16 protein-coding genes and 1 tRNA gene are annotated in these 18,651 nt (G+C 70.6%); 3 read left to right on the top strand and 14 right to left on the bottom strand.

The window, feature by feature from the left end:
* Window positions 1-129 precede the first annotated feature (129 nt).
* Window positions 130-858 carry a CBS domain-containing protein gene (locus EP26_RS08085; protein WP_052388936.1) on the top strand — a complete coding sequence of 243 codons (729 nt, stop codon included), beginning with the start codon at window positions 130-132 and terminating at the stop codon, window positions 856-858.
* A gap of 341 nt (window positions 859-1,199) precedes the next feature.
* Here the strand turns inward: EP26_RS08085 and EP26_RS08080 are convergent.
* Window positions 1,200-1,276, bottom strand: a tRNA-Arg gene (locus EP26_RS08080).
* A gap of 19 nt (window positions 1,277-1,295) precedes the next feature.
* A complete protein-coding gene (pip, locus tag EP26_RS08075; protein WP_043337671.1) occupies window positions 1,296-2,246 on the bottom strand; it encodes a prolyl aminopeptidase in 951 nt (316 codons plus the stop codon).
* Between the two features lie 172 nt (window positions 2,247-2,418).
* Here pip and EP26_RS08070 point away from each other — a divergent pair, with 172 nt between their 5' ends.
* The gene (locus tag EP26_RS08070) at window positions 2,419-3,174 is read left to right on the top strand and encodes a hypothetical protein (RefSeq protein ID WP_245624327.1); all 756 of its coding nucleotides are present in this window, start codon (window positions 2,419-2,421) and stop codon (window positions 3,172-3,174) included.
* A 99-nt stretch (window positions 3,175-3,273) separates the two neighbouring features.
* Here the strand turns inward: EP26_RS08070 and EP26_RS08065 are convergent, their stop codons facing one another.
* The 11 genes from EP26_RS08065 to EP26_RS08015 form a co-directional block, all read right to left on the bottom strand.
* Window positions 3,274-4,617 (bottom strand): aldehyde dehydrogenase family protein, encoded by a 1,344-nt coding sequence (locus EP26_RS08065; protein WP_043337668.1) that lies wholly within the window; start codon window positions 4,615-4,617, stop codon window positions 3,274-3,276.
* Window positions 4,601-5,815 carry a hydroxysqualene dehydroxylase gene (locus EP26_RS08060; RefSeq protein ID WP_043337667.1) on the bottom strand — a complete coding sequence of 405 codons (1,215 nt, stop codon included), beginning with the start codon at window positions 5,813-5,815 and terminating at the stop codon, window positions 4,601-4,603. The genes EP26_RS08065 and EP26_RS08060 overlap by 17 nt, the downstream gene beginning before the upstream one ends.
* 1 nt (window position 5,816) lies before the next feature.
* Window positions 5,817-7,430 (bottom strand): squalene/phytoene synthase family protein, encoded by a 1,614-nt coding sequence (locus EP26_RS31795; protein WP_052388935.1) that lies wholly within the window; start codon window positions 7,428-7,430, stop codon window positions 5,817-5,819.
* Window positions 7,427-8,527, bottom strand: a complete 1,101-nt coding sequence (locus EP26_RS08050) for a glycosyltransferase (protein WP_043337666.1) — start codon at window positions 8,525-8,527, stop codon at window positions 7,427-7,429. The genes EP26_RS31795 and EP26_RS08050 overlap by 4 nt, the downstream gene beginning before the upstream one ends.
* A gap of 5 nt (window positions 8,528-8,532) precedes the next feature.
* The gene (locus EP26_RS08045; RefSeq protein WP_052388934.1) at window positions 8,533-9,330 is read right to left on the bottom strand and encodes a lysophospholipid acyltransferase family protein; all 798 of its coding nucleotides are present in this window, start codon (window positions 9,328-9,330) and stop codon (window positions 8,533-8,535) included.
* Window positions 9,327-10,928, bottom strand: a complete 1,602-nt coding sequence (locus EP26_RS08040) for a phytoene desaturase family protein (RefSeq protein WP_043337664.1) — start codon at window positions 10,926-10,928, stop codon at window positions 9,327-9,329. Before EP26_RS08040 ends, EP26_RS08045 begins: the two co-directional genes overlap by 4 nt.
* Before the next feature lie 22 nt (window positions 10,929-10,950).
* Window positions 10,951-12,540 carry a phytoene desaturase family protein gene (crtI, locus tag EP26_RS08035; RefSeq protein ID WP_043337662.1) on the bottom strand — a complete coding sequence of 530 codons (1,590 nt, stop codon included), beginning with the start codon at window positions 12,538-12,540 and terminating at the stop codon, window positions 10,951-10,953.
* 103 nt (window positions 12,541-12,643) lie between these two features.
* On the bottom strand, window positions 12,644-14,290 hold the full coding sequence (locus EP26_RS08030; protein WP_043337661.1) for an acyl-CoA dehydrogenase: 1,647 nt from the start codon (window positions 14,288-14,290) through the stop codon (window positions 12,644-12,646).
* Window positions 14,291-14,595: 305 nt separating this feature from the next.
* Entirely contained in the window at window positions 14,596-16,320 is a 1,725-nt protein-coding gene (locus EP26_RS34695) for a DUF3140 domain-containing protein (RefSeq protein ID WP_245624326.1), read from the bottom strand.
* A 99-nt stretch (window positions 16,321-16,419) separates the two neighbouring features.
* Window positions 16,420-17,274, bottom strand: coding sequence for an aldose epimerase family protein (locus tag EP26_RS08020; protein WP_043337660.1), 855 nt, complete (start codon window positions 17,272-17,274; stop codon window positions 16,420-16,422).
* Between the two features lie 4 nt (window positions 17,275-17,278).
* On the bottom strand, window positions 17,279-18,121 hold the full coding sequence (locus EP26_RS08015) for an NAD-dependent epimerase/dehydratase family protein (RefSeq protein WP_043337659.1): 843 nt from the start codon (window positions 18,119-18,121) through the stop codon (window positions 17,279-17,281).
* Window positions 18,122-18,209: 88 nt separating this feature from the next.
* Between EP26_RS08015 and EP26_RS08010 the strand changes: the two genes are divergently transcribed.
* Window positions 18,210-18,443 carry a hypothetical protein gene (locus EP26_RS08010; RefSeq protein WP_043337657.1) on the top strand — a complete coding sequence of 78 codons (234 nt, stop codon included), beginning with the start codon at window positions 18,210-18,212 and terminating at the stop codon, window positions 18,441-18,443.
* On the opposite strand, the gene EP26_RS08005 is transcribed toward EP26_RS08010, so the two are convergent.
* Window positions 18,409-18,648, bottom strand: coding sequence for a hypothetical protein (locus tag EP26_RS08005; protein WP_157033442.1), 240 nt, complete (start codon window positions 18,646-18,648; stop codon window positions 18,409-18,411). The two genes, EP26_RS08010 and EP26_RS08005, sit on opposite strands and share 35 nt — an antisense overlap.
* Window positions 18,649-18,651: the final 3 nt, after the last annotated feature.

Genomic DNA, 18,651 nt, shown 5'->3' with positions numbered 1-18,651 from the left:
CTTCCTAATGCAGCAGCGGCAATCTACGGCCCTTGGTGGAGGTACCCTGACCCCGCCCGATCTGCCCGTTAGCCGAACTGACCTTGGCTACCCCTAGTTGGTGCTGGAACCGAACCTTGATGAAGGCGCATGCTGCCTAGGCGCAAGAACAAGGAGGACGCCATGACCTCGCTTTGTGCCCGTGACGTAATGACGGCAGGGATGGCGACAGTCCCGCCCGAGACGCCAGTAGCGGCGATTGCACGCATGTTCGCTGACCGCGGCATTTCGGCCGTTGCGGTTACTGACACCGCTGGAACGCTACTCGGCATCGTCACCGAATCCGACCTAATCCGGCGCTTGGCGGATGAGGATGAGCAGCCGTCCGGATGGCTATCGCGGCTGTTCGACAGCCCGGTTGGAAGGGCAGACCGCTATGCCCGGAGCCATGGTGTCAAGGCCAGCGAGGTCATGACCGAGCAGGTGGTGACAGCGAGCCCTGGCGACAGCGCCGCGCACGTTGCCCGCATCATGGAGGAGCGTCGGATTCGCCGCGTGCCGATCACCGAGGTCGGGAAGCTGCTTGGTGTCGTAACTCGCTCCGATCTTGTCCGCGCTCTCGTCTCGCAGCAGGCACCGCAGGCCGACAACTCCACCGACGACGAAATCCACCGCGCCGTCATCGCCGCCATGCAGCGTGAGCCTTGGGCTGACACGGTTCATACCGCGGTGCATGTCCAGGATGGGGTAGTGGAAGTCTTCGGCTTCAGCCGCTCGGGGGCGGTCAGCCGCGCGCTTTGCGTGCTTGCCGAGAATGTGCCGGGAGTGAAGCGCGTTGTGGACCGCACCAGCCATCGCATCAGGTGGGAACCGGCTTGAACTGGTAGGCGGCGCCGACAGTCGGGGGGTGCTTCTCAAGCTTACGAGGCTCAGACTGCCAGTCCGAAGCTTTCGGCAGCACCTGTGGGCGCTGGCAAAGTGGTATCCGGCTTGTATTGGGAATGTTTGGTGTTCGGTTACATCCGCTATCCGGGTACCCCGGCTGGCCCATGCCTCCCCCGATGAACCGCCACCGGGTCACCGAAGCAGGCGGTTGGTCACGTCATGCTCCCGGGTTGGGATGTTTTCGCCCCGTTCTCGCGTCCCTGAACGCGGGTCCAAGCAGTGAGGAGGCGAGGTGCAAAAGGAGCAGCCCTTGCTTCTGCTCACTGAAATAGAGCTGGTGTCCCCGGCGGGATTCGAACCCACGGCCCCCAGATTAGGAATCTGGTGCTCTATCCTGCTGAGCTACGGAGACCCATCGATAAGCTAGCACATCAGCCACGCCGCCGGAACCGCTCCACCGCGCTCACCAACGCCGTCCGCACGCCGGGCTCGAGGGCGGAATGGCCCGCATCAGGCACCACGGTCAGCCGGGCGCGGGGCCAGGCGGCAGCCAGGTCGAAGGCGGTCTCGGCCGGGCAGACCATGTCGTAGCGACCCTGCACGATCTCCGCCGGGATATGGGCGATGCGGTCCATATGGCCGAGCAGCCCGGCCCGCGGCAGGAAGAGGTCATGGGCGAAGTAATGCGCCTCGATCCGGGCGAGGCCGAGGGCAGTGCGGTCCTGGGCGAAGCTCGCCACCGTCTCGGGGCTTGGCAGCAGGGTGGAACAGCTGCCCTCGTACTGGCTCCAGGCGCGGGCGGCGGGAAGGTGGACCATCGGGTCCGGGTCGCATAGCCGCCGGAGATAGGCGCCGAGCAGGTCGCCGCGCTCCTCCGGTGGCAGGTGCTCGGTGAACGCAGCCCAGGCATCTGGGAAGATGCGGCGGAGGCCGGTCAGGAACCAATCAACCTCGGAGCGCCGGCCGAGGAAGACGCCGCGCAGCACGCAGCCCGTCACCCGCTCCGGATGCGCCTGGGCATAGGCCAAGGCGAGGGTGCTTCCCCAGGAGCCGCCGAAGAGCAGCCAGCGCTCGATGCCGAGGAAGCGGCGCAGGGTCTCGATATCCTCGACCAGGTGCGGCGTGGTGTTCTCGCGCAGCTCCCCGAGCGGGCGGGAGCGGCCGGCGCCGCGCTGGTCGAAGATTACCACGCGCCAATGGCCGGGGTCGAAGAAGCGGCGATGCACCGCGCCGGCTCCCGCCCCCGGCCCGCCATGCAGGAAGAGCGCGGGCTGGCCGCGCGGATTGCCGACCTGCTCCCAATACATGACATGGCCACCGGAGAGCGGCAGCAATCCGGTTTCGAAGGGTGCGATATCGGGGAAAAGGTCGCCACGGGGCATGGCGTAATATCGACGGGCAAAGCCCGCTCGGCAACTGGCCGCGCAGGGTCCGGCCGTGCGGTTTCCGCCGCATGGCACCGGAAAGTGACAGAATCCCGGCATCGGCGGGGCCCATGGCGCGCGGCGCCCCTTCGCCTTTCGCCGGAGCGTGCCTAACTTGACGCCAATGGCCATGTCATCGCCCACGAATTCACGCCCGACGGCGCCCGAAGCCTTGCCGCGCTGCGCCGTCTGCGGCACGGGCAGCCGCCAGCCGCCCTTCCGTCCCAGTCCGCCGGAACAGGCGCCTGACCTTGACCTGCGGCCGGGCGAGCCGGTGCGCTCCACCATGGCGCGCTGGCTGCAGCAATGCCCGAGCTGCGGCTATTCGGCACCGAACATCACCCGCGCCCATCCGGCGGCGGCGCAGGCCGTGGCGGCGGCCCCCTTCCGCGCCCTGATGGCGGAGGCGGCCTATCCGGCACTTGCGCGGCGCTTCCTCGCCTGGGCGCATGTGCTGGAGGAGACGGGCGCGCTGCATGCCGCGGCCGAGGCGACGCTCCAGGCGGCCTGGGTGGCGGATGACCTCGACCAGCGCGACTTGGCACGGCTCTGGCGGCTGGAGGCGGTGGCGCTCTGGCGCGGCGGGCCGCCGCTCGACCAGGAGCAGACGGTGCGCATCATCGATGCGCTGCGCCGGGCCGAAGCATGGGAGGATGCGCGGACGACGGCCCAGGCCCTCGCCCAGGCCGATATGCCGGAGGCGGTGGCGCAGGTGGTCGGGCTCGAGATGCGGCTGATCGCAGCGCAGGATGCCGGGCGGCATACGGTAGCAAGCGCCCTCCCCCCGCCGGCACGCCGGCCGCATGTGACGCATCAGCAGCGGAGCCAGCCCAAGGGCAGGACGGGGCTACTCGGCATGCTGCGGCGTTGGTTTCGGCGGAGCTAGGGAGTTTCCCGGTCCAGCGGAGACGCCGGACGGCTCGGGAAATGAGCTCGAGATACGGCCAAACTCTTTTCGCCTTGGAACGACGTGAATGAAGAGGGTCTAGCGCAGGATTTTCCGCACCAGCGCCCTGGCCCGAGCGTTGCGGGGCGGGTCGAAAAGACGGGAGAGGCTCCAGCCGCCATGTGAGACGCGGGCGCGAAGGATGCTGAATTCGGCAAATCCCGCCTCGCCGTTGCGTCGGCCGAAGCCGGAGGCGCCGACGCCACCGAAGGCAAGCCCGGGGAAGGCGGCATATTCGACGCAGCGGCCCTCGATGATGGCGCCGCTACGCGTGCCAGCCGCGATGGCCTCGCGCTCCGATGTGGTGGCGCCGAAGAGGTAGATGGCGAGCGGCGGCGGCCGGGCAGTAATCCAGCCGATGGCGGCGGCGAGGTCGGGCAATGGCTGCAAGGCCAGGATCGGGCCGAAGAGCTCTGCCTCATGCAGGGCATGGCCGGGCGGCGCTTCAGCAAGTGCGAGGGCCTGTCGCCGGCCGGAGCCGGGCTCGGCGAGCGGCGTCAGCGCGGCGCCGGTGCAGAGGCGGGCGAGGCGATCGGCCTGGCGGTCGTTCACCACCGCCGTCTCCGGCAGGCCGATGCCCGTGGCGCGGCAAGCGGCAATGAAATCCTCCCGGCGATGGCCGATCAGCAGCACGGTATCCGGGGCGATGCAGGTCTGCCCGGCATTCACCGCCTTGCCGGCGAGGATCGCCTGCGCCGCGCGGGCGAGATCGGCGCCCGGCAGGACGAGAGCGGGACATTTGCCGCCCAGTTCCAGGGTCAGCGGGGTAAGGTTGGCGGCGGCGGCCTGCATGACGCGCCGGCCGATCTCGGTGCCGCCGGTGAAGACCAGGTGGTCCCAAGGTTGCGTGGCGAAGTCGGCAGCGATCTCCGGACCGCCTTGGACAACGCGAGCGATGTCCTCGCCCAGTGCCTCCGCCAGCAGCTCGGCCAGCAAGACGGCAGTGCGGGGCGTCGCCTCGGCGGGCTTCACCACGATACGGTTGCCGGCGGCCAATGCATCCACGGCCGGCAGCAGGGCGAGCTGGAGCGGGTAGTTCCAGGGCGCCATGATGCCGATGACGCCTTTCGGCACCGGCTCCTGCCAGGCGCGAGCCGGCAGGAAGGGAAAGGGCACGGCGACGCGGCGGGGCCGTGCCCAGCGATGCAGGTGGCGAGCGGCATGGCGCGCGCCGTCCACCACCAGCTTCACCTCGGCGAGCAGCGTCTCCTCTGGGCTGCGGCCGCCGTAATCCGCGTCGATGGCGGCGGCAGCTTCCTCCGCCCGACGCAGCAGCACGGTGGCCAGCGCGGCGAGCAGGGCGCGGCGGCGAGCGAGGTTTAAGGCGCCGTCCCGCGCCTCGGCGGCACGAAGGGCGCCAAGGGCCTCAGTCGCGGAGGGCATCGGCGGCGGCCTGGCCGCTGCGGGTCGCGGCCTCGATGGTGGCGGGGAGGACAGGGTCGGTCCAGTCGCCGGCGAGCGCCAAATTCGGCAGCGGCAGGCGGGGCGGGCGTGGCGGGGGCCCTGGGGTATGGCGTGGGGTGGCGCGGCGCTCCTTTACCACGCGGCAGGGCGGTGCCTCCTCGGGCCAGTTGCCGGCGAGGCCGAAGGCGAGCGCCGCCTCGCGCAGCTCGGCCCAGGCGCGGCGGGCGAGGCTGTCCTGGTCCTCCCGTGCCGCCTCGTCGCCGGCGCTGACGGTGACGCTGACACCGGCCGGGCGCACCAGCACCCATTGGCAGAGCGCGTCCAGCAGGCCGAGGAAGCGCACCGGGCCGGAGCCGGGATGGGCGTAGTGCAGGTTGACGATCGGGGCATAGGCTTCGGGCGCCGGGAGATGAGGCAGGAGGCGTAGGCTCTCCCAAGGCGGCGTTGCCAGTACTGCGGCATCGCCGGGACCGAGGCGCACCGCATCCTCGCCGAAATCCAGGGCGGCAAGGCGGCCGCCCTGCTGCACCAGCCGCCGCAGCCGGGCGCCGAAGCGGATCTCGGCGCCGGCGGCCTCCAGCGTGGCCAGCGCCGGGGCGACGAGATCGGGGCCAAGGCCGGAGCGGGCGACCAGCAACCGCGTCGCCCCCGGCCCACCCATCCGCCGCAGCACGGCGCCGAGCCGGCGGGAGGAGGCCTCGACGGAGGGCGTGTTCAGCGCCGCAATCACCAGCGGATCGACGAAGCCACGATGGAATTCGGGGTGGGCGGCCATGGCCTCGGCCACCGGCCGGTCGCCCCAGGGCGCGGCGAGGCGGGTGAGCGCCAGCATGGAGCGCGCCGAGACACCGGGCGGCCGGAGCGACGGGTCGCGCCAATGGAAGGGCGAGAGGGCAACGCGGAAGGCGCGACCGTCGCGCCGATCGAGCACGGGCAGGCCTGCCGGCTCCGGCTCCACCCAACCCTCCAGCGCGCCGACCCGCTTCAGTAGGCCGAGGGCAGCGGTGTTGGCGCCGAGCAGGGCGTGAGTGCCGTTATCGGTTCCGTCCGGCAGGGCGCGGGCACGGCCGCCGGCGCCGGGCGAGGCTTCGTGCAGCACGACCTGACAGCCCCGGTCGGCGAGGCGCAGCGCGGCGGCAAGGCCGGCGACGCCGGCGCCGATCACATGGATGGTCATGTCAGCGGCCGAGCGCCATCCAGGCCATACGCAGCTTCTCGCCCTTGGTAAGGCGCGGGCGCGGCCGTGCGCCTTCCCAACCGCGGGCGACGAGGCGGTCCAGCAGGCGGCGATAGCCCCAGGCCATGACGGCGGCGGGGCGGAGGGCGACGGGGCTGTATTGGCGGATGTCCTGCTCGGCACGGGTGAAGCCGGCCTGCGTCCGCTCGCCGAGGCGGGCGCAGATGGCGGCGAAGCGGGGGTGGCGGATGATCCCCTCGGCCGGCCCGTCCGGGATGCCCTCGGCGGCGAGCAGGTCGAGCGGGATGTAGACCCGGTCGCGTGCCGCATCCTCGTCCACGTCGCGGAGGATGTTGGTGAGCTGGAAGGTGTGGCCCAGCGCCAGGCCGAAGCCCTCCGCCTCCGGCGCACCGAAGATGCGCACGCTCATCGCGCCGACGCTGCCGGCGACGCGGCGGCAGTAGAGATCGAGATCGGCCTCGGTCTGCAGGCGAAGGCGGTCGGAAGAGTCGGTTTCCATGCCGGCGATCATCGCCTCGCATTCCTCGAGCGGAACGGCGTAGGCGGCGCGAGCCCATGCCAGTTCGCGAGAAAGGACGCAGTCTGGCCGCTCCAGCTTGCGGCGCCAATCGGCGAGAAAGCGGCGCTTCTCGGCCTCGGGCATGGCACCGTCGGCGATGTCGTCCACGGCGCGGCAGAAGGCATAGACGGCCCAAAGGGCGCGGCGGCGCTCGCCCTTCAGCGCTGCCATGCCGCGGGCGAAGGAGGAGCCGGCGCGGGAGACGCGGCTTGCGACGATCGGTGCGTCGCGCGGGCCGAGCAAGGGCGCGGCGGCGAAGGCGCGGGCGAAATCGGCCTTGCCCAGCGCCACGCGACCGAGCACCGGGTCGGCGGCACGGAGGCGTGCGAGCAGGCGCCGGGCCAGCGCAATGGTCACGGTGCTCTGCCAGGCGAGGCGGCGGGCGCGGAGCAGGCGTGGGAGGGCTGCAGCGCGGTCGAGTTGCTCCTGGACGCGATCGAGGGCGGCGTCGAGCACCTCGCGCCGTCGGGCAGCGTTGGCAGGGTCGAAGAAGGCGGCCTCGCCACCGGCGAGGTCCATCCAGGACCGAGGCAGGTAGATGCGATCCAGCTGGTCGCGGTCAGGCACCAAGTCCTGCAGGTGGTTCAGCACTTGGAGGGCGGTGCAGAGCCCATCAGCGGCGGCATTGGCCTCATGGTTGTCACCATCGCCGTGAAGGCGGAGCAGCATCCGCCCGACAGGGTCTGCAGAGCGGCGGCAGTAATCCTCCAGCGCGGCCCAGTCCTCGTAGCGGGTGCAGGTGGCGTCCTGGCGGAAGGCGGAGAGCATCAGCCGCGCCTCCGCCGTGCCGACCCCGAGCCGGTTCAGCGGGATCGAGGGGTCGTCGAGGCTCCGCTCCATGGCGTCGAGCCGGGCTAGCTTCTCCACGGCGGGCAATTCGGCGCTGTCGGCGATGTCGTCGGCGGTGCGGACGAAGCGGTAGAAGGCCATCACCTGCGCCCGCGCTGTCCTGGCGAGCAGCAGCGACGCGGTCGGGAAATTCTCGGTGTCGTGGTCCCGGTTCGGGGTGACGGCGATGCTGGCGGCGCTGCTCATGCCGCCTTTGTGGCTGGATATGCGCGGCCTTTCCAGCCCGCCGGTCGACCGAGAAGCCATCGGATCAGCGCCGTCCACTGGATTGCCAGCGCGACCAGAACGGTCAGCGGGTGGAGCGGGATGGTCCACCAGGGCTCCCGCGCCCGCCAAGTGATGGCGGCGCGGAGGGCGAACATCAGCAGAATGGCGGCGATGGCGGGGGGCGCCGGCAGCAGCGCCCAGGGCCAGAGATGGGCGCCGGACAGCAGCACCGTCCAGACGGGAAGGCCCATCGGCGTCGCCATCCCCTCCCGCGCATTCTTGACGAAGCCCGCCCAGGATTCGGCGAAGCCGCCATACATGCGGCAGGTGGCGAGCGGGGCGCCGTCCACCACCTCCGTCCGGTGGCCCTCGGCGCGGAAGCGGCGGGCGAGCGCCAGCCCGTCATGCAGGACATGGCGGACGGCGCCATGGCCACCCACCGCCTCATAGACGGCGCGATCGCAGAGGATGAGCTGGCCGCAGGCGGCGGCGAGGTCGGCCCGGTGGGTGAAGGCGCGGCCGACCGCGGGCAGGTAGCCAAGCAGCAGCAGGTTGATGGCGGGGACGGTCAACGCCTCGCCGAGCGAGCCGATGAGCTGACGGGGGACGCCGCTCAGCATGGCGATGCGGTGGGCGCGGCCATGGGCGAGCATGGCGGCGGCGGCGTCCGGGGCGAGGCGGACATCGGCGTCGATGAAGAGCAGATGCGTGCCGCGGGCGGCCTCGGCGAGGCGGGCGCAGGCATGGACCTTGCCGGTCCAGTCCGGTGGCAGGGGCGGCGCCTCGACTAGGCGGATGCGCGGGTCGGCCTCGGCGAGGCGGGCGACGATCTCCCCGGTGCCGTCGCGGCTGGCATCGTCCATCACCACCGCCTCGACGGCGACGCCGCGGCTGGCCAAAGCGGCGCGGAGGCAGGCCTCGATATTGGCCGCCTCGTCGCGGGCAGGGATGAGGATGGAAACCAGCCCATCCTGCTCGCCCCGGGGCGCCCGCAGGCGCGGCAGCAGCCAGAGATTCAGCACGCCGAACAGCGCCGGCAGGGCGGCGAGGCCGAGGGCGATCCAGGCGAGCAGCATCGCGCTCAGCCCCCGGCCCGCGGGTCGTGGCGGGGGTCGAAGGCCTCGCCGCGCAGCGCCGCCCTGGCCTGCCGCCAGCCCTGATAGATGCCGCCCATCCCTGCCCTCCCCTCCAGCACCACCCGGAAACGGCCGGGATCGCGGGCGATGGCATCCTCGGCGAGGCGATCCATCACCGATTCCAACCCGGTGCGTAGGCGTTGGCTGCGCGCCTCGCGGTCGAGGACGGCCAGCTCCGCTGCCGGGATTGGCGGGCCGAATGCGGCGAGCATCTCCGGCATCGCCTCGGTCCAGAAAGGGTATTCGAGGGCGAGAGGAATGAAGCGGGCCTCCGGCGCCAGCTCGGCCAGGCGGGTGAGGCCGGGGGCGATGGGGACCGGGCGCTCGCGCACGTCGCAGAAGCGGCCGGGAGCGTTCATCCAGAGCATATGATCGGGATCGGCCAGCACCGACTGTGCGGTGCGGAGGAAGGCGACGGCGCCGCGGGCGGATTGCTGCTCGACGCCGAAGACGCCAAGGCGGCGCATGAAGCCGTAGCGCGACAGCGCCTCCGCCTCCATCGGGATGAACATGCGCCGGCCGGGCAGCAACTCGGTCGAGAGAAGCATGAAGGCCACGCCGTCCCACCAGGAGGGGTGATTGGCATAGATGACCAGCGGGCCCTCCCCCTCCCCCGGCCGCGGTGCGCCCCAGTTGGCGAGCCGCACCGCCCGCAGCCGCCGCTGCGCATGGCGGAAGAAGATGAAGCGGAAGAAGGCGAAGCGGGCCGGCGAAAAGAGTTCCGCCGGCCCGGACTGGGTCATTCGGCGGCGAGCGGCATGCGGAAGGCGTCCGGCAAGCCGGCCTCCCGCGCCGCCGCGCTCATGCCGCGCCCGCCGAGATCCTGGTCGAGGCTGTCGGCGGCGATCCAGCCGCTCATCATCACCATCGGCATGCCCGGCCCCGGATGGGCGGCGCCGCCGGCGAGGTAGAGGCCCTTGATGCGCTTCGAGCGATTACCCGGCTTGAAGGCGCCGAGCCAGGCGCCGTGGCTGGCAAGCCCGTAGATGGCGCCGTTGAGGACCTTGTAGCGCTCATGGATGTCGACCGGGGTGAGCGCGCTCTCGGTGACGATGCGCTCCTCGATATCTTCCATCCCCACGGTGCGCTTCAGCTTGTCGAGGATGGTCTGCCGGTAAGGGGCGAACATCTTGGACCAGTCATGGCTGGGGCGGAGCCAGGGCGTGTGGACCAGCACATAGAGAGCCTCGCCGCCCTCGGGCGCGACCGTCGGGTCGGTGCCGGATGGCGCGGCGAGATAGGCGGTCGGGTCCGCCGCCGGGATGCCGCGCTTGTAGATGGCGTCGAACTCCTCCTCCGCATCGCGGGAGAAGACGAAGCAGTGATGCGCCAGGTGCTCGTAGCGCTTGTTGAGGCCGAGATAGAGCACGACGCCCGAGCAGGCCGGCTCATGGCCCTTCTTCGCCACCTTCTGCCCGATGGGGCCGCCCACCAGCTCGGTATAGGTGCGGATGGCGTCCATGTTGGAAATGACGGCATCGCACGCGATGCGCTCGCCGCCCGCGGTGCGGACGGCCTTCACCGCGTTGTTCTCGATGTCGAAGCCGCTCACCTCGACGCCCGGCCGAAGGTCGGCGCCGAGCGAGGCGGCGAGGTTGGCCAGCCCCTCGGCCACGGCGCGGGTGCCGCCCTTCGGATACCAGATGCCTTCGCTCGCCTGCATGTCGCCGATCGAGCAGAGCACGGCCGGCGCCAGATAGGGGCTGGAGCCGACATACTGGCAGAAATGGTCGAGCATCTGGGCGAGGCGGGCATCCGGCACATGGCCGCGGATGACATTCGCCACCCGCTTGCCCATGCGCAGCGCCAGCACGTCGCGCATGGTGTTCGGGTCGAAATTGGATTTCAGGTCGATGGTGTCGGAGAGGCCCTCGACCGACTTCCAGAAGAAGAACTTCTCCGAAATCTCGTGCAGCCGCCGTGCCTCGGCCTGGAAACGCTGGTAGCCGGCGCCCTGGCCGGTGCCCGGGGCGAAGGCGTCCATGGCGGCAGCCATCTTCGCCACGTCCTCGATCAGGTCGATCCGCGTGCCGTCCTCGAAGAAGCAGCGCCATTGCGGGTCGAGCCGGATCAGCGGCAGGTCCTGCGCCTGGTCGCGCCCGGCCTCGGCGAAGATGCGGCGGAGGACGCGCGGCACGGTCAGGATCGTCGGGCCCATGTCGAAGCGGAAGCCTTGGTTGCTGCCAGGGCGCTCCGGATCGGGCAGGTTCAGCACCGCGGCCTTGCCGCCGAGCCAGGGATTCTTGTCGAGCAGCGTCACCTTGTGGCCGCGCGCCGCCGACACCGCCGCCGCCGCAAGCCCGCCGAGGCCACCGCCCACCACCACAACATGCGAGACCATGGCTGGTCTTCCTTCCCTGTTCTTAGCGCGCGGTCTGGTAGCTGGGCGCGATCTCGGCGAAGCCGGTGCCTTGCGGCACGGCCCCCAGGCCGAGATCGCGCGCCAGCAGTCCGGAGCTGATGCGCGCACCTTCGTAGATTACCGGCAGCCCGCTGCCCGGATGCGTACCGCCGCCGACCAGATAGACGCCCTCCACCCCCTCGAAGCGGTTGCGCGGCCGGAAGCAGAGCATCTGGCCGAGATCGTGCGAGAGGTTGAAGGTGGCGCCGAAGCCCACCGCATACTCATCGCGCCATTCGCGCGGCGTGATCATGCGCTCATAGCGGATGCGACTCTCGAGGTCATGCAGGCCGAGCAGCTTCAGCCGGTCGAGGGCGAGGCGGCGGTAGCGCGGCGCCTCAGCCTCCCAGTCGAAGCCGTGCTCCTCGGCATCGCGCATGTTGGGGACCGGGACGAGCAGGTAGAGCGAGGTATGGCCGGCCGGCGCCATGGTGTCGTCGGTCCTGCCGGGATGGTGGAGGTAGAGGCTCGGCACGTCGGGGATCTCGCCCGCCTCGATCTGGCCGATGTTCCGGCGGTAGTCCTCGGCGAGCAGGATGGTGTGATGGGCGAGATCCGGGAATGTCCCTTCGACGCCCAGGTAAAGCATGAAGGTCGAGCAGGAATAGCGCGCCTTGGCGATGCGCTTGTCCGGCCAGCGGCGGCGCAACGCATCGGGGATCAGCCGCGGCATGGCATGGGCGAAATCGGCGTTCACCACCACTGCATCGGCAGCCTGGCGAGTGCCGCCGATCTCGACGCCGGTCGCCTTGCGGCCATCAAAGCTGATGCGCTCGATCTCGGAGCCGAGGCGGATATCGACGCCCAGCCGCTCCGCCACGCGCGCCATCGCCGAGGAAACAGCGCCGCATCCGCCGATGGGATGGAAGACGCCATGCTCGTATTCGAGGAAGGAGAGGATGGTGAAGAGGCTCGGGCACCGGAAGGGACTCATCCCGAGATACTTGGTCTGGAAGGAGAAGGCGAGGCGCACCCGTGGGTCTTTGAAGTACCGCGCGAGGTCCTGGTCGACGGTCTGGTGCGGCCGCATCAGCGGCAGGCTCTTCAGCAGGCCGGGCGAGAGGAAGCGTGCCGGAGAGGCGAAGGCATTCTCCAGTACCGGGCGGAAGGCCTCGAGCTTCCGCTTATTCTCGGCAAAGAAGGGGCGGAGGCCGGCGGCATCGCCCGGGTTTAGCCGGGCGATCTCGGCCTCCATCCTAGCGATGTCGGAGGTGGCCTCGATGGTCTCGCTGCCCTCGAAGATCAGGCGGTATTGCGGGTCGAGGCGCTTGAGCGCCACCTCCTCCTCAAGGCTGGCGCCACAACTCGAGAAGATCTCGGAGAGAATGCGGGGATAGAGGAAGAAGGTGGGGCCGAGGTCGAAGCGGTAGCCCTCATCCGTCGTCAGCGTGCGGGTGCGGCCGCCGACCACCTCATCCTTTTCATGCAGGGTGACGCGGGCGCCCTGCGCCGCCAGCAGCATGGCCGCCGCCAGCCCGCCCGGACCGGCCCCGATAATGGCGATACGCGGACGCGAGGCCTGCAGGGCGGGGGCGGCAAGCGGTGCATTCATTCGCGTCGGTCATCCAGGCAAGACGAAGGGAGCGGCCCTGGGCCAGATGCGGTGCAACCAGCCTTCCGCAAGGGTCCGAGCGCGCAATAAAGCACCGGCCGCGTCACGCGGCGGGAAGCAGGGCGAGCAGGCTGTCGGCCGCCTCGATCTCCGCCAGCCGGGCGGCCGCGCGGGGCAGCAACCGGGCCAGGTAGAAGGCGCAGATCGGGGCATAGCGCTCATCGGCTGCGGCAGCACGGGCCAGCATCCAGCCCCCCATGGTCCAGCCGGCGGCATCCAGATAAGCGGCGGCTGAGGCCTGGGCCGCGGCCGGGTCGCGCTGGCCGCGGTCGAGCATCCAGGCCGTCGCCCGCTCCAAGGCGGTGGCAGCCTCCGCAAGGCGAGGGTCGGCGGCACGGATCTCGGCGATGACGGCGGTCATCTCCGCCCCGCCATCGCGGAACAGCTTGCGGGTGACGAGGTCGATGGCCTGGATGCCGTTGGTGCCCTCGTAGATCGGGGCAATGCGGACATCGCGCAGCACCTGGGCGGCGCCGGTATCCTCGACGAAGCCCATGCCGCCATGGACCTGGATACCGAGCGAGGCGACATCGACGCCGCGATCGGTGCACCAGGACTTCACGATCGGGGTCAGCAGCGCGACGCGTGCCTCGCTGGCGCCGGCGAGGCGCGCGCGGTCGAGTGCCGCCCCGGCCTCGAGTGCCAGCAACCGGCCGGCCAGGGTGATGGCGCGCATCTCGGCCAGCATCCGGGCGACATCCGGGTGGCGGCTGATCGGCCCGCCGCCCTGGATGCGGTCGGCGGCATAGGCTTCTGCCAGGGCCAGCGCCCGGGCACCCTGGGCCACACCCTCGACGCCGACGCCGAGCCGTGCGGCGTTCATCATCGCAAACATGGCGTTGAGCCCGCGATTGGGCTCGCCCACCATCTGCGCCTCGGCGCCCTCGAAAAGCATGACGCAGGTCGGCGCGGCATGGATGCCGAGCTTCTTCTCGATGCCGCCGCAGCGGAGCGCGTTGGCCCGCCCGTCCGGCAGCACCTTGGGCGCGGCGAAGAGGCTAATGCCCTTGGTGCCGGGTGGCGCATCGGGCAGCCGGGCGAGGACCAAGTGGAGGGTATTCGGCGTCAGGTCGTGATCGCCGAAGGTGATGTAGATCTTCTGGCCGGTGACCTTGTAACCGCCGGTACCGTCCGGCTCCGCCTTGGTGCGGACCTGGGAGAGGTCGCTGCCGGCCTGGGGCTCGGTCAGGCACATGGTTCCGGTCCATTCGCCGGAGACCAGCTTCGGCAGCCACGCCTCCTGCTGGGCGGGGCTGGCGAAGCGGACCAGCGCCTCGATGGCGCCGCCGGTCAGCAGAGGGCAGAGGCTGAAGGCCATGTCGCCGCTCGTGACCAGTTCCGAGACCGCCATCCACAGCGCCTGGGGCAGCTCCTGCCCGCCGACGGGGATGCCGTTCACCTCCGCAGGGGCGGCGAGGCCCTGCCAGCCGCCATCGATCCAGCCCCTATAGGCCTCGTGATAGGAGGGCGGCACGCGGACCACGCCATTCTCGTAGACCGCGCCGTGCCGGTCGGCCGCCTGGGCATGCGGCCAGAGCACCTCCCGCGCATAGCGCTCCGCCTCGCGGATGATCGCCGTGATGTCGTCCGGGCTGATCGGCAAGCCGGTGGAGGCGGTGATGCCGGGCAGATCGACAACCCGGGTGAGGCCGAGGATGAGGTCCTCGGCGGGGGTCGTGGCGTGGGTCATCGGCTGGATCGGCTCTCCCCGGTGGCGGTTTCGCCGAGCCTAGCACAGCGCGACGCGGCCCGTGCGAGCTGCGTCGGCTGCGAACCGAAACCGGGACGGACGAACAACCCCGATCGGGCGTCGCCTGACCGGAGGCCGCTCAGTGTCCGGCCCGTGAAGCTTCTGGGTTTGCCCACGAGCTTTGCGGACAAGCAGTCCACCGACAATAATGGCTGGCGACCCGAGAGCAAAATCCGCCCATTTCATTCTCGGGTCGCAAGAGCCGATTACTCCGCTCGGACGATCCCATCCGAGCGGAGTTTCCTCTAGCGGCTCCGACTACGGGACGTGCCGGCGCTGTTGCGCCCGCCCTTCGCCGCCGCGGCCGTACGGCCGGCGGCGCCGCGCGTCGTCGTCTTGGCGGCTCCGCGCTTGGCCGCAGTACCGGTCGCCCGCTTGGCGGTGCTGCCGCCAGCAGATTTCGCCGTGCTGCGCTTTGCAGTGGAGGCCGTGGCTCGCTTGGTGGTGCCGGTGCTGTTGCGGCCGCCCTTCGCTGCCGCGGCCGTACGGCCTGCAGCGCCGCGCGTCGCGGTCTTGGCGGTGCCGGTCGAGCGCTTTGCCGTCGTGGCAGAGGCGCGCTTGGTGGTGCCGGCGCTGCTGCGGCCGCCCTTAGCTGCCGCGGCCGTGCGACCGGCGGCGCCGCGCGTCGCGGTCTTGGCGGTGCCGGTCGAGCGCTTCGTGGTAGTGGCGGAAGCGCGCTTCGTCGTCGCGGAAGATGCGCGCCTGGTGGTGCCGGCGCTGTTGCGGCCGCCCTTGGCTGCCGCGGCCGTGCGGCCGGCGGCGCCACGCGTCGCGGTCTTGGCTGTGCCGGCCGAGCGCTTCGTGGTGGCGGCGGAGGTGCGCTTCGTCGTCGCCGTGCTGCTGCGGCGAGTGGCGGTGCTCTTCGCCGTCGCGCTCCGGGTCGCGCCGCCCTTGGCGCCGTTGCTGCGTGCCGCAGCCGCCTTGCGCGGGGTGCGGGCGCTGCCGCCCTTGCGGCCGCCCTCGCTCTGCGCCGCACGGCCGGCAGCGCTGCGGGTGCGGCTGCTGGAGCTGCGGCCGCCTTCCGCCGCGGCCGCGGTGCGACCAGCGGCACCACGCTTGGCTGGTGTGGCGGAGGCTGCGCGGCGCGGCTTCCGGGCCGGTTCCTCGCCATCCGCCGCAGCGGGGCTGCGACGGGTGCGGGTCTTCCGCGGCGCGGGCTCGGGCGCTGCCTCGGGGGCGGCGTCCTGCTGGGTCTCTTCGGTCGTCGGCATGGAGTCGGTGTCGTCCTTCATCGGATCGTGTCCCCAGTTCATGAGTGAATGGCGCCAGCGCGTGTCGGTCACGTCGCCACCGGGCCGCTGGGCCAGGTGGCGCCGGATGAAGCCGATAACTTCGCGCTGGAAGTCCTCGTCCGCGGGCTCCTCGCGCTCGAGCACGGCGAGGATGCGGCGGCCGGATTGGTGGCCGACGGCTTCCGTCTCGCCCTCGCGGGTGAAGCCGGTCGTACGGCTCTCGTCGCTGTCCAGCCAGCGGCGCATCTCGGCGGCTGACAGGTTCACGAGGCGGCGAAAGACCGCCCCGGTCGACTCCTCGAAATCCTCCTCCGGCATGCGGGTGCTGCTCCCTTGCTGCGGGTGGTGACGGGCAGCCGCGCTCTTCCGCGCGACATCCTCGGGCTGCGGCGAGAACTGCCGCCCGGCCTCCAGATCATGCCGCTTGGCGGCGGTGCTGCGGTCATACTCCTCGTCCGAGAGACGCTCGCGCGCGGCTTTCGGGAGGTAGCGCTCGCCGGTCTCGAGCGACTCTTGGCCGGACTTCGTGCCCCACTCCTCCTCGGTCCACTGAGCGAGGTGGTTGTCGGGCTGCTTCGGGCCTTCGTAATCGCCGCCGCGTTTCTGGTACTCGGCGCTCGCCATCTGCGCCTTGCGGGCGGACCATTGGCCGGGCTTGCCGCCCTTGTCGCCTTCGGTCACTTCCTTCTTCACTTGCTCCCAGAGTTCGGGATCGGATTTGCGCGCGGTGCCTGCCATGCTGCGCTTCCTTCGACATGGTTGCATCCGGCAACGTCACGCCAAGGCAAGCGTTCCCGCGCGCGCCGCTTTGCGCACGCGGGAGTCAACACGACAGAGTCAGAACTCGGCCCGAAGCAGCAGTGAGGCGGTCAGCGACTCGTCGGGCGCCAGCATCGTCAACGGGCCGTAGCCGGCGAAGTCGGGGCGGTTGGGCGCATCCGGCACATGGCTCACCGGCTCGAGGCAGATGATACCACTGCCGGCCGGAGCGAAGACATGCAGGTTGCGCGACCAGGCGCCCGATACCGCGAGATGCAGGCGGAGATCGGGACGAAGGATTTCCGCCGCGCCGTCCCATCCGGCGAAATGCGTGTCGAGGCCTTCATAGGCTGCCTCGTCGCCGACGAGCCCATCGCTCACCTGCACCGCGACGGGGAGCGTGCGTGCATCCCGGGCGAACAAGGCGCTGGCGCGGAAGCGCAGTCCCGTACCGGCAGGTCGCAGGAAGAACGGGTGCCAGCCTAGGCCGAAGGGGAAGGGCTGATCGGCCGTGTTCGTCACCGCGATGGAGAGGTGCGCACCGTCATCCCCCAGCGCGAGGGAAAGCTGCGCACGATAGGAATAGGGCAAGCCTTCCGCCGTGCCGTCGAGCGCCTGCGTCAGCATGCAGCGATCGCCCGCCTGCGACTCGATCGCCCAGACGCGATCGCGCGAAAGGCCGTGAATCGCGGTGCCGTCCTCAGGACGATTGACGGGCAGGTGGTACACCATGCCGGCGACGGGCAGCCGCCCGCCATCCAGCCGGTTGGTCCAAGGCAGCATGACGAAGGCGCCGGCGAAGCTCGCCGTCGGGTCGGCACCAAGCGGCAGCGGGACCAGCACGTCCCGTCCCTGCCAGGCCAATTGCGCGACGGCTGCGCCCTGCTCCGGCAGCAGCTGCGCCTGCCAGTCGCCGCGGGCGAGTTCCAGCATGGGCTCAGTCCAGTGTGAAGGGATCGCGGGGCGAAGGCGTTCTGCGGGAATACTCGATGCTGGTATAGCCGCCGCCCTGGTAGCGCTCCTCCACTGGGTCACCGGAGAGGATGTGGCCGACCTCGGTGCGGAAATCCTCCGCCGTATCCTCCGGCTGCCAGCCAATGCGCTCGCGGTGGTCCTTCCCCCAAAAGCTGGCCGGGTTGTTGGAGCAGGCCCAGATCACGCAATGCCCGGTGCGTGGCGCCTCGACCGCCGCCGTCACCAGCCGCGTAAGGTCGCCGAAAGAGAGCCAGGTGGAGAGCATCCGCGCATTCGTGGGCTTCGGAAAGCAGGAGCCGATGCGGCAGTTGACGTTCTCGACGCCGTGCTTGTCCCAATAGAGCCGGCCCATCAGTTCGCCATAGGCCTTCGACAAGCCGTAATAGCCGTCCGGGCGGAAGGCGCAGTCGACATCGATCTTCGCCTCGTTGCCCTGCGGCCGCTCGTGAAAGCCGATGGAGTGGTTGCTGCTGGCGAAGAGGACGCGGGCGCCCTCGCGCCGCGCGGCTTCGTACACATGGTAGAGGCCGCGCAGGTTCGGGCCGAGCACCGTCTCGAAGGGCTGCTCCACGCTGATGCCGCCGAAATGCAGGATGGCGCCGCAGCCCTCCGCCAGGCGAGCCAGGCCGAGTCCCTCGTTCAGATCGAGGCGGGTGAAGCTGGCGCCTTGCGGCACCGTATCCGGAAAGGGCGTGATATCCGTCAGCCGCAATATCCAGCCCTGCGCGGCCAGCGCCGGGGCAAGGACGCGGCCGAGATTGCCGCTGGCGCCGGTGAGGAGGACGGGTTTTTGCGGTGCGGGCATGTCGAAGCCTTCATGTGACGGATCCGGCCGCACTGTGCGGCGCCGGTGGGCTTGGCGGCAACCGCTTCGGGGCATAGCGCCCCGCCTTGTGCCCGATCAAGCGACATCCCCGAGCCTCGCCGTCTTCCCGCCTCGCGAGGTCCGCACCATCGCAGTGGAGCCGATGCTGGCGCTCTGCCTCTACAGCCTCGCCCAGCCAATAGCCGCGACGGCGCTCTTCGTCGTCGCCGGCGATGTCGACGGCTGGGGGCTGCTGCCCCGGATCGTCCCAGCCCATCGCGTCGCCTTCACCACGACGGCGCCGATCTGCCGGCGGCTCTGACATCCATGGTCGTCGGCGGTTCGATGCTGGCGGCGCTCTCGCCGACCATGCCGGCGACGATCGCGGCAAGAGTGGTGCAGGGCTCGGCGCCGGGCTCCGGGACGATCTCTCTTGCCGTGGCATGCGCCACCCTGCCGTCGCGGAAGCGGGCGAGGATGCAGAGGTACTCCCGGCCGCCTTCGCCACCGCCCATATCGCCGGCCACTGC

This window comes from Belnapia moabensis DSM 16746, from assembly GCF_000745835.1.
GTDB lineage: Bacteria > Pseudomonadota > Alphaproteobacteria > Acetobacterales > Acetobacteraceae > Belnapia > Belnapia moabensis.
This window is presented reverse-complemented; position numbering and strand designations above follow the sequence as displayed.

Coding starts and splice junctions, on each gene's coding strand:
- EP26_RS08085 (WP_052388936.1), top strand. CDS start 130: ATGCTGCCTAGGCGCAAGAACAAGGAGGACGCCATGACCTCGCTTTGT.
- pip (WP_043337671.1), bottom strand. CDS start 2,246: ATGCCCCGTGGCGACCTTTTCCCCGATATCGCACCCTTCGAAACCGGA.
- EP26_RS08070 (WP_245624327.1), top strand. CDS start 2,419: ATGTCATCGCCCACGAATTCACGCCCGACGGCGCCCGAAGCCTTGCCG.
- EP26_RS08065 (WP_043337668.1), bottom strand. CDS start 4,617: ATGCCCTCCGCGACTGAGGCCCTTGGCGCCCTTCGTGCCGCCGAGGCG.
- EP26_RS08060 (WP_043337667.1), bottom strand. CDS start 5,815: ATGACCATCCATGTGATCGGCGCCGGCGTCGCCGGCCTTGCCGCCGCG.
- EP26_RS31795 (WP_052388935.1), bottom strand. CDS start 7,430: ATGAGCAGCGCCGCCAGCATCGCCGTCACCCCGAACCGGGACCACGAC.
- EP26_RS08050 (WP_043337666.1), bottom strand. CDS start 8,527: ATGCTGCTCGCCTGGATCGCCCTCGGCCTCGCCGCCCTGCCGGCGCTG.
- EP26_RS08045 (WP_052388934.1), bottom strand. CDS start 9,330: ATGACCCAGTCCGGGCCGGCGGAACTCTTTTCGCCGGCCCGCTTCGCC.
- EP26_RS08040 (WP_043337664.1), bottom strand. CDS start 10,928: ATGGTCTCGCATGTTGTGGTGGTGGGCGGTGGCCTCGGCGGGCTTGCG.
- crtI (WP_043337662.1), bottom strand. CDS start 12,540: ATGAATGCACCGCTTGCCGCCCCCGCCCTGCAGGCCTCGCGTCCGCGT.
- EP26_RS08030 (WP_043337661.1), bottom strand. CDS start 14,290: ATGACCCACGCCACGACCCCCGCCGAGGACCTCATCCTCGGCCTCACC.
- EP26_RS34695 (WP_245624326.1), bottom strand. CDS start 16,320: ATGGCAGGCACCGCGCGCAAATCCGATCCCGAACTCTGGGAGCAAGTG.
- EP26_RS08020 (WP_043337660.1), bottom strand. CDS start 17,274: ATGCTGGAACTCGCCCGCGGCGACTGGCAGGCGCAGCTGCTGCCGGAG.
- EP26_RS08015 (WP_043337659.1), bottom strand. CDS start 18,121: ATGCCCGCACCGCAAAAACCCGTCCTCCTCACCGGCGCCAGCGGCAAT.